Consider the following 16200-nt stretch of genomic DNA (forward strand, 5'->3'; position numbering starts at 1 on the left):
CGGCTCAACGGCGTCTGCGGTTTCTTGGACTTCTGCCTGTTGTGAGGCTTTGCGTGCTTTTGCACGCGCTACCGCGGCAGCAACAGCGGCTTTTTTTCGGGTCGCCTTCAGAGGATACGTTTTCTGCTGGCTCTGCGGATTCAGCTTGTTCTGCCTTGCGAGCTTTCGCCCGTGCGATCGCGGCTGCAACGGCCGCTTTTTTCGCATCACCATCATCAGACTCGCTCGCAGGGACCTCAGATTGTTGGGCCGCTTTTTTCGCCTTCGCACGAGCAATTGCCGCGGCAACCGCATCTTTTTTATCAGTCGCACTGTCTGATGCTGATGAGTCTGTTGTCGCGTCTTTCTGCGCTTTACGTTCGCGAGCGAGACGTTTACGTTCTTCGCGAAGCTTGCTCATCTCGCTGTTGTCTGGCTCTGCATTGCCAGCAGATGCGGCCTCGGCTTGTTTCGCTTTAGCTTTGGCAATCGCTGCTGCAACGGCTGGCTTCATGGCGGTTGCCGCTGAACCTTGTTCGTTCTTCGCTTTTACGCGTGCGATAGCAGCTGCAAGGGCATCACCATCACCAGATTTTTCCATTGCTTTACGGCGGTTTTCTGCGGCTTGCTTATGTCGCGCTTCACGTTCTTTCTTATCGCGTTCTAAACGTGCTTTCTTCGCTTCAAAACGCTCACGAGCGCGCTCAGCAGCTTGATGCTCTGCATCGCGTGTACGAATTTCCGCTTTCGCTTGGCGATAGTATTGAACCAGAGGAATTTCACTCGGACACACATAAGCGCACGCACCACACTCGATACAATCGAACAGGTTGTATTCTTCACACTTGTCGTAGTTCTGATCCTTCGCGTACCACTGAAGTTGTTGTGGTAACAATGAAGCCGGGCAGGCTTCTGCGCAGCTGCTGCATCGGATACACGCCATTTCGCCGTGGCTTGGCTCAATCTCGCGCTTGCTTGGTACCAGAATACAGTTGGTGACTTTGGTCACCGGAATTTGGGTGTGTGGGGCTGTAAAGCCCATCATTGGACCGCCAATGATCACGCGTTCCAGTTTTTTGTCAGGCTGGTAGCCATGCTTATCCAACAAGAAGCTTATTGGCGTGCCGAGCAACGCCCAACGGTTGCTTTGCTCTTTCAGGGTGGTACCCGTTAGCGTCACAACACGTTCGATTAGCGGCTCACCGTCAATCAGTGCACGTTTAACGGCAAAGGCTGTACCCACGTTTTGCACCATGATGCCAATTGCGGCTGGAATGGCTTTGGTTGGGACTTCTTTACCCGTTACCAGTTTGATCAGTTGCTTCTCACCACCAGAAGGGTATTTGGTTGGTACAACCTGAACAAGGATACCGTCTTTGCCCATCACCGCAGTTTTCAGTGCTTCAATGGCTTCTGGCTTGTTATCTTCCAATGCCAGTACAGTCAGCTTTGGATTGACGATGTGCTTGAGAATTTCTGCGCCTTGAACAATTTCGTCCGCGCGCTCTTGCATCAGGCGATCATCAGCCGTGATGTAAGGTTCACACTCGGCACCGTTCAAAATCAAAATTTCGGTACGGTTATGACCCGTTTGCAGTTTGCGCGCAGCCGGGAAACCCGCACCGCCCATGCCTGCAATACCCATGAGTCGAATATGATCGATAAGATCTTCAGGCGACTTGCTGAGGTAATCGTTGATCGATAACTTTTCTGCCCATGTGTCTTCAAAATCTGGACGAATAACGATGCAGTTATCCGTTAAGCCTGATGGGTGAGCAATGGTGCGCGCTTCAATGGCAACCACTTCGCCAGAGGTCGGCGCATGCACAGGACACGCTTGCAGCGCATCTGATTTTGTCAGTGGCTGGCCTTTCAACACCTTGTCGCCAACGGCGACCAAAAGCTGTCCCGTTGTACCTATGTGCTGCTTCAGTGGCAGTACAATCTCGGCAGGAATTGCAGCGGGTTGAATCGCCTTCTGATTAGATTGGCGTTTGTTCTCAGGTGGATGAACACCACCGTGGAAATCCCAGATCTGACCGTGTTTAATTTGTTCGATAAGGGTGATCATGCTTGTTTCACCCCGGAAGTTTCATGGTCGGTCACTTGCACAACAGGGATCTGGTTAAGTTGCCATTTCCATGTATCTGGCGTTGTTTGAACTGGGATCATCTCAATACAATCTGTCGGACACGGCGCGACACAAAGGTCACAACCGGTACATTCATCTTTCAATACGGTATGAATGGCCTTGGTACTACCAATGATGGCGTCTACAGGGCACGCCTGAATACACTTGGTACAACCAATACAGTCGTCTTCACGAATAAACGCGACGGTTTTCGCGCTCTTTTCTTGGTCGTGAGCAGACTCTGTAGCTTCCACTCCCATCAGGTCTGCGAGTTTTTCGATCGTCGCTTGACCACCTGGAGGACACTTGTTGATTGCATCACCATTGGCGATGGCTTCTGCATATGGACGGCAGCCTGGGTAGCCACACTGGCCACATTGGGTTTGTGGCAAAATCGCATCGACTTGGTCGACAATTGGGTCGGCTTCCACTTTAAAGCGGATAGACGCAAAACCTAACAACACGCCAAATACGGCAGCCAATATGGCTATAGCTGCGACCGCAATTAGAATTCCGCTCATTACAGTTTCACCAATCCAGTAAAGCCCATAAATGCCAGAGACATCAGGCCTGCAGTGATCATCGCAATGGATGCGCCTTTAAAAGGTTGAGGCACATCTGCTGCGGCAATGCGCTCACGCATCGCGGCGAATAGGATCAATACCAGTGAGAAGCCCGCAGCTGCGCCAAATCCATAGATGATGGATTGAATGAAATTGTGTTGTTCATTGATGTTTAGCAGTGCGACACCCAACACCGCACAGTTGGTGGTGATGAGAGGTAAAAAGATACCTAACAGTCGATACAGCGTAGGGCTGGTTTTGTGTACGACCATTTCGGTGAATTGAACGACCACTGCGATGACAAGAATAAAGGCTAGGGTACGTAAATAACCCAAGCCTAAAGGTGCCAAAATATAGGTTTCAACGAGGTAAGCACTTACCGATGCAAGGGTAAGCACGAATGTTGTCGCCAGTCCCATGCCAATCGCCGTTTCAAGCTTTTTAGACACACCCATAAACGGGCAGAGTCCAAGAAACTTCACTAAAACGAAGTTGTTGACGAGGACGGTACCGACGAGAAGCAATAAATACTCAGTCATGCCATTCAATATTATTTTAAAGAGATCTTTGTATTATCGGCGTTTGAGGCGGGTATAACAACAGATAGCAGGAAGGGTTTTTCACTAATTTTGCAACAGTGTATGCAAATTAGCCGATTTTGAATTCGGTGTCACAGGACATCAAACAGGCGGTAACATCTTCATTCCGAGGATGTATATGGCAGATAACAAAAAACCCAGCTAGATGCTGGGTTTCGAAAAGTGGCTCCCCCTGCAAGACTTGAACTTGCGACATACGGATTAACAGTCCGCCGTTCTACCGACTGAACTAAGGGGGAACAGATTTTGTTGATTCACCGCCTTGGCGATGTATCGAAAGTGGCTCCCCCTGCAAGACTTGAACTTGCGACATACGGATTAACAGTCCGCCGTTCTACCGACTGAACTAAGGGGGAACAGATTTTGTTGATTCACCGCCGTGGCGATGTATCGTCGTGACTCGTTCTTAAAACCAATCACTGAAAAGTGGCTCCCCCTGCAAGACTTGAACTTGCGACATACGGATTAACAGTCCGCCGTTCTACCGACTGAACTAAGGGGGAACAGATTTTATGATTCACCGCCGTGGCGATGTATCGAAAGTGGCTTGCCCTGTATGACTTAACGGGGCCGCCTAGGCTTGCGACATATCGCGTAGCGACATTCTCAAGCGGATGACTCGTTCTTAGAACCAATCACCGAAAAGTGGCTCCCCCTGCAAGACTTGAACTTGCGACATACGGATTAACAGTCCGCCGTTCTACCGACTGAACTAAGGGGGAATCTCTCAAAGCGGAGCGAATCTTAGCTATCGTCTTTCAGGCTGTCAACCATTGAAATAGCACGAAATGCGGATTTTAAATCATCCGTTTAAAGTGCGATCAAATTTGGTTTCTTTTTTGCGCTACTGGCTAAATATGAGGCGAAAGTGGCTCTGGATCTCCGTGCTTTTGCCGTTTTTTGTATTTCTGCGCTTCGTCACAAGACAGCGACTGTCAAAAGCCGTATTTCATCGCCATCGACTTAGATTGGTCAAAGAGTGACCAGTGCTTCGTGTTGCTTCGGAATTTCAGCGCATTCTAGCGGTTTATATCACGCGATTTTGGGGCTTTAACTTTGTGATGGAGGTCTCATTGAGCGAAATGATGTGTATTCGGTCGATTAGATGGACATTTTTTCAAAATTGAATTGACTTTTACAAAGCCTTTCAGGGTTTGAGGTTCACAATGTTACCCACAAAATCTGTGGATAAGTGTGTTAATCAACAATTTTGGATCCTTAAATTGGAAGAATATTCACCGAATTAATTGGGATTTCCTCAGTTTACTCATGCAAATTTTGTTTTTTATGCCACTGCCAGTGGTAAATCATAAGAACATCCGGTTTTGTCGAACGATGATTGCGAATCGTCCGTAAATAAGACAAGCTGAAAAAAGGACAACTTATTGAGGATGGATCCCGTGATTGAATTACCTAACACGTCGCTGAAAGGCAAAGTCTCGCCTGAAGAATGGGAGCGACGCGTCGATTTGGCAGCTTGCTACCGTTTAGTGGCTCACATGGGTTGGGATGACCTTATCTACACGCACATTTCATTGCGTATTCCCAACACAGATACCTACCTTGTTAACGCATTTGGTGTTGCGTTCGATGAAGTGACTGCATCAAATCTGGTTAAGGTAGATCTCGATGGCAATATCCTCGACGACACGCCTTTCTCTATTAACCCAGCTGGTTTCACTATTCACAGTGCAATCCATGAAGTCCGCGAAGATGCACATTGCGTGATTCATTTACACACCAATGAAACCATCGCTGTGGCGAGTCAAAAAGAAGGGCTCAAACCATTGAGTCAGTACTCCATGTTTTCTTTGGCATCGCTTTCTTATCATGGCTATGAAGGGTTAGCGGTTAATGATGATGAAAGAAAACGCCTTCAGGATGATCTCGGTACAACCAATCATATGTTGTTGGTGAACCACGGCGGCTTGACGTTGGGGCCAACGGTGAGTGATGCATTTATGCGCTTTTACGACATGCAACGAGCCTGTGAAGTGCAGTTGATGATGCAAGCGGCAGGGCAGGATGTCATTCCTGTGCCTCAAAGCATTCAAGATAATATTTATGCTCAGGCAAATGTGGTGCATTCAGGCAGTACGGGGGGGCAAAAGGCATGGCCTTCGCTGTTAAGAAAAGCATGGCGTCTAGACCCGAGTTTTATGGAATAGATGGCTTTTACGGAATATAGGTTTACGGAATTAAAGAGGGGCGGTTAGCCCACTTAATAAAAGACGAAATGGAGAACAAGGATGAAAGTCACGTCGGTTGAAGTTTTCGACATTCATTGCCCAGAGCGACCACCATGGAATCCGGTGTTTGTTCGTATTCACACGGATGAGGGAATAAGCGGTGTCGGCGAAGCGGGATTGGCCTATGACCTTGGCCACAGTGCCGCAGCCAATATGATCAAAGAAATGGCGGAAGCCTTCTTGATTGGTCATGACCCGTTCCAAACGGAAATGCTGTGGTCACGCATGTTGCGTGAGAGCTTCTGGGGGTTAGGCGGCGGACCGGTCGTCTACGCGGCAATGAGTGCTATTGATACGGCGCTTTGGGACATTAAAGGTAAAGCACTTGGCCTACCTGTCTACCAACTGCTTGGTGGCAAAGTGAATGACAAGCTGCGTACTTATGCATCTCAGCTTCAATTTGACTGGGATAAAGAGTTTAAAGCCCTGTCTCAACCAGAAGAGTATGCAGAAGCCGCACTCAAAGCGATTGCCGAAGGTTATGATGCTGTCAAAGTCGACCCGATCATGTACGACAAAGACGGTAACACTTACTACGAGCGTACTAAGATCATCTCTCGTGCAGAAATGAAGCTTTACCGTGCACGTATGAGAGCGATCCGCGAAGCGGTGGGCGATGAAGTGGACATCATTTTTGAATGCCACAGTCTGCCGGGTGCGACCTCGGCCATTCAGCTTGGCGAGATCGCAGAAGAGTTTGACTGCATGTATTATGAAGAGCCAGTGAATTACCTCAACCATTCTCTGCACAAGAAAGTGGCTGAACGCGTGAACGTGCCGATTGCGGGGGGCGAACGCTTGTATAACCGTTGGGGTGTCAGACCGTATCTTGAAGATCAAAGCGTCGATGTCTTGCAGCCAGACATTGGTTTGTGTGGCGGCTTTACAGAAACCAAGAAAGTCTGTGACTATGCAGACATCTTCGACGTGCGTATTCAGGCGCACGTCTGTGGTGGTCCTGTTGCGACAGCAGCATCACTGCACTTGGAAACAGCGATCCCTAACTTCCTGATCCACGAGCATCACACCTATGCGATCAAATCGTGGAACCGTGAATTGTGTATTCAAGACCCGCAACCCGTAAATGGCTTCTTTGAAGTGTCAGAGGCTCCGGGTATCGGTATTGAACTGAATGATGATGTGGTGATGCGCTCACCGCGTATCGTCGTGAAATAAACGGCAGCGAATAAACAAATAAGAGAGCCCGCATATCGCGGGCTCTTCTTTATAGAAGTACTTCTATATGGGTACTGTTATTTAAGTACTCAGTTATTCAGAAACCGTAGCACTGCGTTGCGTTATCCACACAAAGCTTTTTCAGTAAATCGTCACTGAAAGGCATAGTGAGATAGTCATTCCACAAGGCGGCATAAGAGGTTCGGAACAAGGTCAGTGGAAAGTTGCTTGCCATCATGACGCGGTGACCGCCAAAAGAGTGAACAAGTGTAGAGACGTGTCTGACAACGTCAGTCATCGGATAGTGGCGGTCACTCATCTCCCAGCCAGATGCCTTCACCCAAAGGTTGTCGCATTGCGCGAGTCGCTGAATATTCAGCTGCCAGTCATTGCTGGCTGCGGCTGGCGGGAACCCTGCGTGGTTGAGGACGAAACGAAGTGCGGAATGCTTAGCTGCAGTATTTATAAACACCTCGACAGTTCGGCTGTCTTTGGCGTCAAACTGTGCCTCGAAAATCAGGGAATGGCTTGCCAAGACCGCTAAGTTATTCTGAACGGAGGCCAGCTTTAACAAATGCTCAGCGTCGTCATCCAAGATGTGACGCACGCCAACCACACTGCGATACGACCGCAGTTTATTGATGAGAGCTATAAACGCATCTTTGTCGAGTGTGAGGTCAACACAAGCGATACTTTTGAAGGGAAGGGCGCACGTGGACTCTAACCATTCAATTTCGCGCCAAGGCTGCTCGTTATCAAACCCCGCTTCAACGTGGACAAACCCCGCCAGCTGAAGAGGCACGTCGAGTTGCAAATCGTGTTCATGAAAGTCACGACAGATGACGTGCTTGTCCGGCCAATGCGGCGCATTGGCCGGTTTTAGCCAACCATAATTCCCTTCGTTGAGAGAAAACAAATGAAGATGCGGGTCGATAATCTGCATAAATTATTGCGCCGTGTAGCCGCCATCTACCGCGTGAAGTCCGCCAGTCATGAAACTCGCTTTATCACTGGCAAGGAAAACCACCAAGTTGGCCACTTCTTCTGGTTGCGCGATGCGACCCAAAGGTTGCAACGCACCTTCTTCTTTATGGATTTCGGCTTTATCTGCACCGGAGCGTTCGCAGTAGGCGTCTATTGCTTTGTGGTAGAGTGGTGTTTCTGTCGTGCCTGCGCAAACAGCATTGGCGCGAATGTTGTACTTGGCGTAATCCAGTGCCGTGGTTTTTGCCATAGAAGCAATGGCATGCTTACTCAGGTTGTACGCGAACGAGTTTTGTTTGCCGATGGTGCATTGGTCTGAACCCAACAGCACGATGCTTCCTTTGTTCGCCGCTTTCATTGCAGGAAGACAGGCGCGAATCGCGTAGTAGGCACCTTTCACGTTGATACTGAAGACGCGGTCTAAGTCAGCTTCAGAGGTGTTTTCAATCGTTGAGCTAAAGTGAATGCCTGCATTACAAACCAGCGCGTCAATTTGTGCTTCTTTTTCCATGACATTTTCAACGGCATTCTGAACAGCGTTTGCGTCAGTGACATCACAGGCAAGCCAATGGCCTTTTGGTCCTTGTTGAATATCTAGGCTGTAAACGGTGTAACCCTCAGCAAGAAAACCTTCGACGACGGCGAGGCCAATACCTGCTGAACCACCTGTTACCAAAGCGACCTTTTTCATGTTAACTCTCAACGTTATGCGGCTGGCAAATTTCTGCAACCCGCTGTAAGGAATGTTATTGCTGCTGATGATGGTGTTCGGAAAACCATAAGTCAATCATACAAAACCTCGAACCCATTTCTATACTTAGTGCTTGCACAGGGAGATCCTTATGACACACATGCACGTTTTAATGATATTTACCGCAACCCTCGTTTTGATTGCAGCAGCCGTGTTTTATTGGGTAAGACGTTCTCGGAGTAAAGGTGACTGATGTTCCAGATGCAATCAGTCAGTTCTGCCCAGATTGATCGTGCATAAATACCCGCAGATAAGCACCTGCACACTGTCAGGATATTGTCAGTTGACTTAATGCCGTACGCGAGCAAAATGACGGGTTCAGTATTTCAGTCACGGACGCGTCATGAGTAAGACTTTCAAACTACAGTCACCGTTTAAACCCTCAGGCGATCAACCTACCGCGATCAATCAATTGTTGGAAGGGCTTGATTCTGGCCTTGCACACCAAACCTTATTGGGCGTGACGGGGTCGGGTAAAACCTACACCATGGCCAACGTGATTGCCGAGGCGGGACGGCCTACCATGATCCTTGCGCCTAATAAGACCCTAGCAGCGCAGCTTTACGGCGAAATGCGAGAGTTCTTTCCTGAAAATGCCGTTGAGTACTTCGTCTCTTACTACGACTACTATCAGCCAGAAGCTTATGTTCCCGCATCGGACACCTTTATAGAGAAAGATGCCTCTATCAATGAACATGTGGAGCAGATGCGTCTGTCTGCAACGAAAGCATTGATGGAGCGTCGTGACGTTGTCATTGTTGCGTCCGTCTCTGCTATATATGCTTGGGTGACCCAGACTCGTACCTAAAGATGATGTTGCACCTGCGCCGAGGTGATGTGATTGAACAGCGAAGCATTTTGCGCCGTCTTGCCGAGCTTCAGTACACCCGAAACGATCAAGCGTTTACCCGCGGTACCTTCCGCGTGCGTGGTGAAGTAATAGATATCTTCCCCGCTGAATCGGACAGAGATGCGATTCGCGTCGAACTGTTTGATGACGAAGTGGAGTCTATTAGCGTGTTCGATCCGCTTACGGGGTCTATCTCAGAACGAAACCTACCGCGTTGTACTATCTACCCGAAAACACACTATGTCACGCCAAGAGAGAAAATCCTCGATGCGATTGAGCATATAAAAGTCGAGCTGGCAGACCGCAAGAAAGTGCTACTTGAGAACAATAAGCTGATTGAAGAGCAGCGAATTTCTCAGCGTACCTTGTTCGATTTGGAGATGATGCAAGAGCTGGGGTACTGCTCGGGCATTGAAAACTACTCTCGCTACCTAAGTGGACGAACAGAAGGCGAGCCACCTCCGACGCTGTTCGATTACCTCCCAGCCGATGGGCTGCTTATTATTGACGAATCCCATGTGACCGTGCCGCAAATTGGCGCCATGTTCAAAGGTGACCGTTCGCGCAAAGAAACGCTGGTAGAGTATGGTTTCCGCTTACCTTCTGCACTGGATAACAGACCGCTCAAGTTTGATGAATTTGAATCGCTAGCACCGCAGACTATTTATGTGTCAGCGACGCCAGGTAACTATGAGCTTGATAAATCTGATGGTGAAGTCGCAGATCAGGTGGTGCGTCCAACGGGTCTGTTGGATCCGCTGCTTGAAGTGCGTCCTGTTGCTACACAAGTGGATGATTTGCTGTCTGAAATTCGCATCAGAAGCGCGATTGATGAACGCGTACTGGTTACTACGCTGACCAAACGCATGGCGGAAGACCTGACCGAATACCTTGAAGAGCACGATGTTCGCGTGCGATACCTTCACTCTGACATTGATACGGTTGAGCGTGTAGAGATCATCCGTGATTTGCGACTTGGTGAGTTTGATGTACTTGTTGGTATCAACTTGCTGCGAGAAGGTTTGGACATGCCGGAAGTCTCGCTGGTGGCGATTTTGGATGCGGATAAAGAAGGCTTCCTACGCTCGGAGCGTTCGCTGATTCAGACAATTGGTCGCGCCGCGCGTAACCTCAACGGTAAAGCGATTTTGTACGGTGATACCATTACCGGCTCGATGCGTCGTGCGATTGACGAAACAGAGCGACGCCGCGCGAAGCAGGAAGCTACAATGAAGAGAAAGGCATTGTTCCGCAGAAGTTGAACAAGAAGATAGCTGATGTGATGGAAATCGGCGGCAAGCGCAAATCGCACAAACCTAAGGTTGCCCCATCACTTAAAGCGGTTGCGGAAGAAGATGCTGCCTACGTGGCGAAATCACCGCAACAAATCGAAGCGCGAATCCAAAAACTGGAAGCGCAAATGTATGAAGCTGCACAAAACTTGGAGTTTGAAACGGCTGCAGGTCTGCGTGACGAAATTGCATCGTTGCGTGCGCTGTTTATCCAAAACAGCTAAAAAAAAAAAGCCAACCGGAAAGAGTCGGTTGGCTGTCTTGTTTCAGTGAACGAAGTGCTCACAAACAACGTCAGTTGGCTAGGTGACCCCGAAGGTCATATTAGTAATAGCACATAGTGTGCCAACTTTCATATGTTATTAAATAGCCAAACTCTCAGTGTAATAGCTTTAGAATTTGCAATTTCTTTTGCATTTTGCAATGCAAAACGCATCTAAAGTGCTCGGTGAGTGTGAAATCGACGTTATACTAGAGACAATTTCTATACAAAAAGAAGAAAATATTCGGGATCAAAGCAGGGGGAAGAATGCTGGATTCTGGCGCTAAGAAACGGATACTGATGGTAGAGGATACTGCATCAGTAGCTGCGCTATATAAATCTTATCTCAACCCACTTGATGTGGATGTTGAGATTGCAAGCAACGGGAAGCAAGCGTTGGAACAGTTCAGTTCCGACAGCGCGTTCTCGTTGATTTTACTCGACTTGCGTCTGCCAGATGTGTCTGGCTTTGACGTGCTGGCAGAAATTCGTAAGCAAAAACCTGATATTCCAGTTGTCATCATGACGGCGCACGGCTCGATTGATGCCGCCGTAGAAGCACTGCGCTATGGTGCCAGCGACTTTCTGATCAAACCGTGCGAAGCCGATTTACTGCGCGTCACGGTAAACAATGCGCTTAAACCTAAAAGTGCTGTAAATAAAAAGTCACCGGAAGGGGCATATTACGGCTTTATCGGTCGCAGCGTGCCGATGCAAGCGGTGTATCGTGTGATTGACTCTGCGGCACCGAGTAAAGCGACTGTCTTTATTACCGGTGAAAGTGGTACTGGTAAGGAAGTTTGTGCAGAAGCTGTCCATGCGGCAAGTGCGCGGGCGAAAAACGCCTTTGTGGCCATTAACTGTGCTGCCATTCCTAAAGATCTCATTGAAAGCGAACTGTTTGGTCATGTGAAAGGGGCCTTTACTGGCGCGGCTTCAGAGCGCGAAGGCGCGGCTGAAATGGCTGATGGCGGGACGCTTTTCCTCGACGAAATCTGTGAAATGGACTTGGATCTTCAGTCCAAATTACTGCGTTTTATCCAAACTGGGACATTCCAAAAAGTGGGTTCATCGAAGGTGAAACAGGTTGATGTGCGCTTTGTGTGTGCAACAAACCGTGACCCTTGGGAAGAAGTCATGAAGGGGAATTTCCGCGAAGACCTCTACTACCGTCTGCATGTTATTCCTCTCACCTTACCGCCTTTGCGTGACCGTGGTGAAGATGTGCTGGAGATTGCAGAATCTTTGTTGCTTCATGTCGCCATGGAGGAGGGAAAAGATTTTCGTTCATTTGACGACAACGTGGTTCAACGACTCATAAATTACGATTGGCCGGGTAACGTCAGACAGTTACAGAACGTCATTCGTAATATTGTCGTGCTTCACAATGGGCGAGAAGTCACGGAAATGATGCTTCCGCCGCCGCTGTCTACCGTTTCTGGTGTCAAAATTGCATCAAACGGTATTAAGAATAAAAATCAAAACACAATTGCCCAAACTCGCGAAGATAATTTTGCTGTCGGTTCTGCGTTAGAAAGTTCTGGATCAATCACTAAAGCTGACATCGAACCCTTGTGGTTGGTTGAAAAGCGAGCAATACAAATTGCGATTGATGCATGTGATGGAAATATTCCTCAAGCAGCGGGGCTGCTAGAGGTGAGTCCATCGACTATCTATCGAAAACTGCAAAGTTGGCAAGAGTCACAAGAAAAAAGGAACTAGGATATGCGTCGACGGTGAACCATGAAACATTGCGGCGGCTAGCAGTGGAGGTAGGTGAAGAAACCGTGTCTTCACTACTGATCGTATTTAGTGATGAGCTGAGTCGTTATTCTGATCAACTGACAGACGCGCCAAGCCCGCTTAAAGTGCGCGAAATCAGCCATGCAATTAAAAGTAGTGCAGCTAGCTTCGGTGCAGATGAACTGGCCGAATTGGCGAGAGAGTGTGAATCAAGAGTGAAACTGGGACAGGATTCATGGGTTCACGACCAATTGCCGCGCCTAACGGACATGTTACAAGGCACGGCAATTGAGTATAAAGCGTTAGCGAGTCAGCAAGACTTGTTCAATAGCCAGGGATAACTTCTCTCGGTCATGTCTCCAGCGGTGGTTTGCAGATGCGAGGTCTGCAGCCACTTGCTGATACTCTCCCTCGAGCTCCAGATCTTCATCCGGCCCTAATACCACATCCACTTTTCGACCGCCTATCGAACGCTCACACCACGCCAGCATCGTACTCAGCGACATTTGTCCTGCTGGGCCTGACTCTTTATCCAGATTGCGGATAAACATGATTTTCGCCTGCGTTGTTTTTAATGCACGGCTAATTTCAGGCAACAGCAATGGCGGCATTACGCTGGTCAGAAAGCTACCTGGTCCAAGCACAATGAGATCGGCCTGTTGGATAGCCAGAACGGCTTCTTTTGTGGCTGGCACAACAGGTTCTAGCAGCAATCGCGCAGGTGGCTCTGGCAGTTCATCAACGTCAGTTTCACCGGAAATAATGTCGCCAGCGCGGGTTTGCGCCGCCAAATCAGCCGGGTGCTCAGTCATAGGTACAATATGCGTTTCGACTTTCAGCATATCGCGGATGAGGTTGATCGCCTCTAATGGGCGGATGGAAAGGTTGTCCAGTGCCGTCAGCATCAAATTGCCGAGGTTGTGGCCGTCCAACTCGCCGTTACCACGAAAGCGATACTCGAAAATCATCGAACCGATGGACGGTTCAGTGATGAGCTGATTAATACAATTGCGGGTGTCACCCCAGGCAATGCCGCCCTGACAGGCGCGGATGCGTCCCGTGGAGCCACCATTATCTGTGGTTGTTACTACACCGGTGACGTTTTCACCGAAGTCCCTCAAAGCAGAAAGGACGCGCCCCAAGCCGTGGCCGCCTCCAATTGCGACGATACGTTGTTCTTTTTGTTTCATTGTGTGCCATTACTGGATTCGTCTACACAAATAATAAGATAAGAATCACATACAGGGCACAAACTTCCGCTGAAATGTAGGGAAAACTGGCTAATTGGTCACGCAGAGATGAAAAAAAGACCAGTGGTGGCTGGTCTTTTAGACAGTTTTTAAGGCGGTGTCGATAAAACGCGTTATGGGCGTAGTGACATAAGGAACGCCATATCGACAGGCATATCGTAATCAATGCCAGCAAAGTCAAAGCCGTTTAGCTGTAAGAAGTCTTGTTTGTAGCCTTGGTAGTCACCGACGTGCTGGAAGTTATCTGCTGTCATTTCTGCCATCAGTGCTGCCACCGCAGACTGTGTTTCTGGTGCCAGTTCCCAGTCATCCATACGGATAAGGCGAGCATTATCAACCGGGACATGGTCGCCATTTCGATAGAGACGCTCGGTAAATAAACGTTGCATTTGTTCGATGCAGCCCTCGTGCGTTCCGTTTTCTTTCATCACTTTGAACAGCGAGAGAATGTAAGGCGAGAAGGCTGGGATAAACACACTGGCTTTCGTGACCAAGGCTTTGCACACGGCAACGTAGGCTTCGCCTTCTAAGTCTTGTAGGGTTTGATTGAGTACATCTGCTGTTTTGTGCAAATGGTCTTTTGCTTTACCCAATGTGCCACGGTGATAAATTGGATAAGTAAATTCCGGGCCAATGTAAGAATATGCCAAGGTTTTGCATCCCTTGGCTAAAACTCCGGCATCGCTGAGTACAGCTATCCAGCTCTCCCAATCTTCTCCCCCCATGACTTTAACCGTAGCGTCGAGTTCATCTTCCGTTGCTACGCCTACGTCCAAAGGCAACATGACATCACGTTCTAAGTCGATGGTGGGACCAGACAAGGGTTTATCGAGGGTTTTGATGGAAGAACGCCACAACTCGCCAGTTTCTGGATTGGGGCGAATGCCAGTGGCAAGGCTGTAAACAACCAGATCGACATGGCCACCAAATTCCTTTTTGATGTAATCGATAACCTGCTTTCGCATCTCCGAGGAAAACGCGTCTCCAACGAAATTCTTGGCGATCAATCCGTGCTTTTCCGCCTCCTGACGAAAGAAGACATTGTTGTACCATCCCGCGGTTCCTGCGCCTTTTTCGCTGGGGCCTTTTTCAAAAGAGATCCCGATGGTGTCTGCCTTTGCGCCACCAAATGCGAGACTGATACGTGATGCCAAACCAAATCCTGATGAAGCACCCAAGACGAGAACCTTTTTCGGGCCACCACTGATTTGAGGTGCCGCTTGTACATAACGAATTTGATTCAGCACGGCTTGCTGGCAGCCTAGTGGGTGAGCAGAGCGCGCAACAACACCTTGAATGACGGGTTTGATAATCATGAAAATCCTTGCATGCTGACCATGTTTGCCGCTGTGACGAGAGCGGAGAAAACGAAGAAGAAACGAAATCAACAATACCTGTTCGGCGTGGCAAAGGCTATTTAACCGAAGGGGATTTTGACCTCGAAACCGTCAACCAGAATACCGGAGTGAAAAGGGGAATTATGAGGCTTTTGGGAAACTTGCGATAAAAACCCTGCATTAAGCAGGGTTTTGTTATTTCTCTTGCTGAAATCAGTGCGGGTCTTTCATCAGGCTCAACAGATACTCCGCCGTGTTGCTGCATGAGTTGGCTGCCATGAGAACCTGCTTTTCACTCGCCGGAAGAGGAAGGAGTTCCAACCAACGCTGACAAAGCCATGTAAGGTTGTCAAAGTGAGGACTAGCGTGCAAAGAGCTAAGCTCTGGATAGCGTTCAAACATGATTTGAAGGCGTTCTGCCAGCGGTGCTGAATCGATACTGACTTCTTGTTTCGGCCATGATGGCAAGGTTTGACAGGTGGCGACGACGATATTTTCATCGTTGTCGAGAACACTGTCGATGATGAAGCTCTCGTGGCCACTAACGGTAATCGTCAATGAGCCATCTTCTGAGCTTAAGCTGAAGTCTTCGATAGAAACGCGGGTTCCGATGCCGGCCCCAATTGGGCTGGTTTCGTCCATACATACACCAATATCGAGTCCGTTTCGCATGGCGTACTTCACTGTCGTAAGTTGCGTCCCCGGTGCCACCCTAAGTGGTAGACGTCCCGAAGGAAGAATATGACGATTGTTGAACAGAATCGGCAATGTCATAGTCATAGTGAGCTCCCAGTTGTCGTAAAGCGCAGTAACTAGACTTCAAAGGCGTTAATTTGGAATAGTTTGCCTTTCGAGCTGCTGCCTTATTATTGTCCTGAAAAATTTAGGGACAGCTTTAGATACCCTACTGTGCAATCACTACTGCAAATACGATGCCTAACTTTCATGACGGATTTGCGGGATTTTTTGCGCTTTCATTGCAATTTGCATTTTGAATTTGCGAAAACGCGTCATTTCGAAAATCTGTCAAATAC

The 16200-nt window shown here is 48.6% G+C and carries 11 protein-coding genes, 4 tRNA genes and 2 pseudogenes; 5 read left to right on the forward strand and 12 right to left on the reverse strand.

The window, feature by feature from the left end:
• From rsxC to ATN88_RS08820, 7 genes and pseudogenes are all read right to left on the reverse strand, one after another.
• Nucleotides 1-2050 (reverse strand): annotated as a pseudogene (gene rsxC, locus ATN88_RS08790) (electron transport complex subunit RsxC); the annotation flags it as partial.
• A complete protein-coding gene (rsxB, locus tag ATN88_RS08795) occupies nucleotides 2047-2631 on the reverse strand; it encodes an electron transport complex subunit RsxB (RefSeq protein ID WP_067414325.1) in 585 nt (194 codons plus the stop codon). The gene rsxB and the pseudogene rsxC, both read right to left, overlap by 4 nt.
• Nucleotides 2631-3212, reverse strand: a complete 582-nt coding sequence (gene rsxA, locus ATN88_RS08800; RefSeq protein ID WP_067414329.1) for an electron transport complex subunit RsxA — start codon at nucleotides 3210-3212, stop codon at nucleotides 2631-2633. The genes rsxB and rsxA overlap by 1 nt, the downstream gene beginning before the upstream one ends.
• A 223-nt stretch (nucleotides 3213-3435) precedes the next feature.
• Nucleotides 3436-3511 (reverse strand) — tRNA-Asn (locus ATN88_RS08805).
• A 41-nt stretch (nucleotides 3512-3552) separates the two neighbouring features.
• Nucleotides 3553-3628, reverse strand: a tRNA-Asn gene (locus ATN88_RS08810).
• 71 nt (nucleotides 3629-3699) lie between these two features.
• Nucleotides 3700-3775, reverse strand: a tRNA-Asn gene (locus ATN88_RS08815).
• 143 nt (nucleotides 3776-3918) lie between these two features.
• Nucleotides 3919-3994: transfer RNA gene (locus ATN88_RS08820), tRNA-Asn, on the reverse strand.
• Nucleotides 3995-4663: 669 nt separating this feature from the next.
• On the opposite strand from ATN88_RS08820, the gene ATN88_RS08825 reads away from it, so the two are divergent.
• Both ATN88_RS08825 and ATN88_RS08830 read left to right on the forward strand, forming a co-directional pair.
• Nucleotides 4664-5440, forward strand: coding sequence for a class II aldolase/adducin family protein (locus tag ATN88_RS08825; RefSeq protein WP_067414332.1), 777 nt, complete (start codon nucleotides 4664-4666; stop codon nucleotides 5438-5440).
• 81 nt (nucleotides 5441-5521) lie between these two features.
• Entirely contained in the window at nucleotides 5522-6697 is a 1176-nt protein-coding gene (locus ATN88_RS08830) for a mandelate racemase/muconate lactonizing enzyme family protein (RefSeq protein ID WP_067414335.1), read from the forward strand.
• Nucleotides 6698-6794: 97 nt separating this feature from the next.
• Here ATN88_RS08830 and ATN88_RS08835 read toward each other — a convergent pair whose 3' ends face one another.
• Entirely contained in the window at nucleotides 6795-7640 is an 846-nt protein-coding gene (locus ATN88_RS08835; protein WP_067414339.1) for an amidohydrolase family protein, read from the reverse strand.
• A gap of 3 nt (nucleotides 7641-7643) precedes the next feature.
• Nucleotides 7644-8372, reverse strand: a complete 729-nt coding sequence (locus ATN88_RS08840) for an SDR family NAD(P)-dependent oxidoreductase (protein ID WP_067414631.1) — start codon at nucleotides 8370-8372, stop codon at nucleotides 7644-7646.
• Between the two features lie 403 nt (nucleotides 8373-8775).
• Between ATN88_RS08840 and uvrB the strand changes: the two are divergent.
• The 3 genes and pseudogenes from uvrB to ATN88_RS08855 all read left to right on the forward strand — a co-directional run bounded on the left by uvrB (nucleotide 8776) and on the right by ATN88_RS08855 (nucleotide 12920).
• A pseudogene (uvrB, locus tag ATN88_RS08845) lies at nucleotides 8776-10798 on the forward strand (excinuclease ABC subunit UvrB).
• Nucleotides 10799-11103: 305 nt separating this feature from the next.
• Nucleotides 11104-12558, forward strand: a complete 1455-nt coding sequence (gene luxO, locus ATN88_RS08850; protein ID WP_067414342.1) for a quorum-sensing sigma-54 dependent transcriptional regulator LuxO — start codon at nucleotides 11104-11106, stop codon at nucleotides 12556-12558.
• Between the two features lie 65 nt (nucleotides 12559-12623).
• The gene (locus tag ATN88_RS08855) at nucleotides 12624-12920 is read left to right on the forward strand and encodes an Hpt domain-containing protein (protein WP_232313001.1); all 297 of its coding nucleotides are present in this window, start codon (nucleotides 12624-12626) and stop codon (nucleotides 12918-12920) included.
• On the opposite strand, the gene yvcK is transcribed toward ATN88_RS08855, so the two are convergent.
• The 3 genes from yvcK to ATN88_RS08870 form a co-directional block, all read right to left on the reverse strand.
• A complete protein-coding gene (gene yvcK / locus ATN88_RS08860) occupies nucleotides 12882-13769 on the reverse strand; it encodes a uridine diphosphate-N-acetylglucosamine-binding protein YvcK (protein WP_067414349.1) in 888 nt (295 codons plus the stop codon). The two genes, ATN88_RS08855 and yvcK, sit on opposite strands and share 39 nt — an antisense overlap.
• 173 nt (nucleotides 13770-13942) lie before the next feature.
• On the reverse strand, nucleotides 13943-15145 hold the full coding sequence (fabV, locus tag ATN88_RS08865) for an enoyl-ACP reductase FabV (RefSeq protein ID WP_067414352.1): 1203 nt from the start codon (nucleotides 15143-15145) through the stop codon (nucleotides 13943-13945).
• 234 nt (nucleotides 15146-15379) lie between these two features.
• The gene (locus ATN88_RS08870) at nucleotides 15380-15946 is read right to left on the reverse strand and encodes an LON peptidase substrate-binding domain-containing protein (protein WP_067414355.1); all 567 of its coding nucleotides are present in this window, start codon (nucleotides 15944-15946) and stop codon (nucleotides 15380-15382) included.
• Between the last annotated feature and the right edge of the window lie 254 nt (nucleotides 15947-16200).

The sequence above is a fragment of the Enterovibrio coralii genome (assembly GCF_001559595.1).
GTDB lineage: Bacteria > Pseudomonadota > Gammaproteobacteria > Enterobacterales > Vibrionaceae > Enterovibrio > Enterovibrio coralii.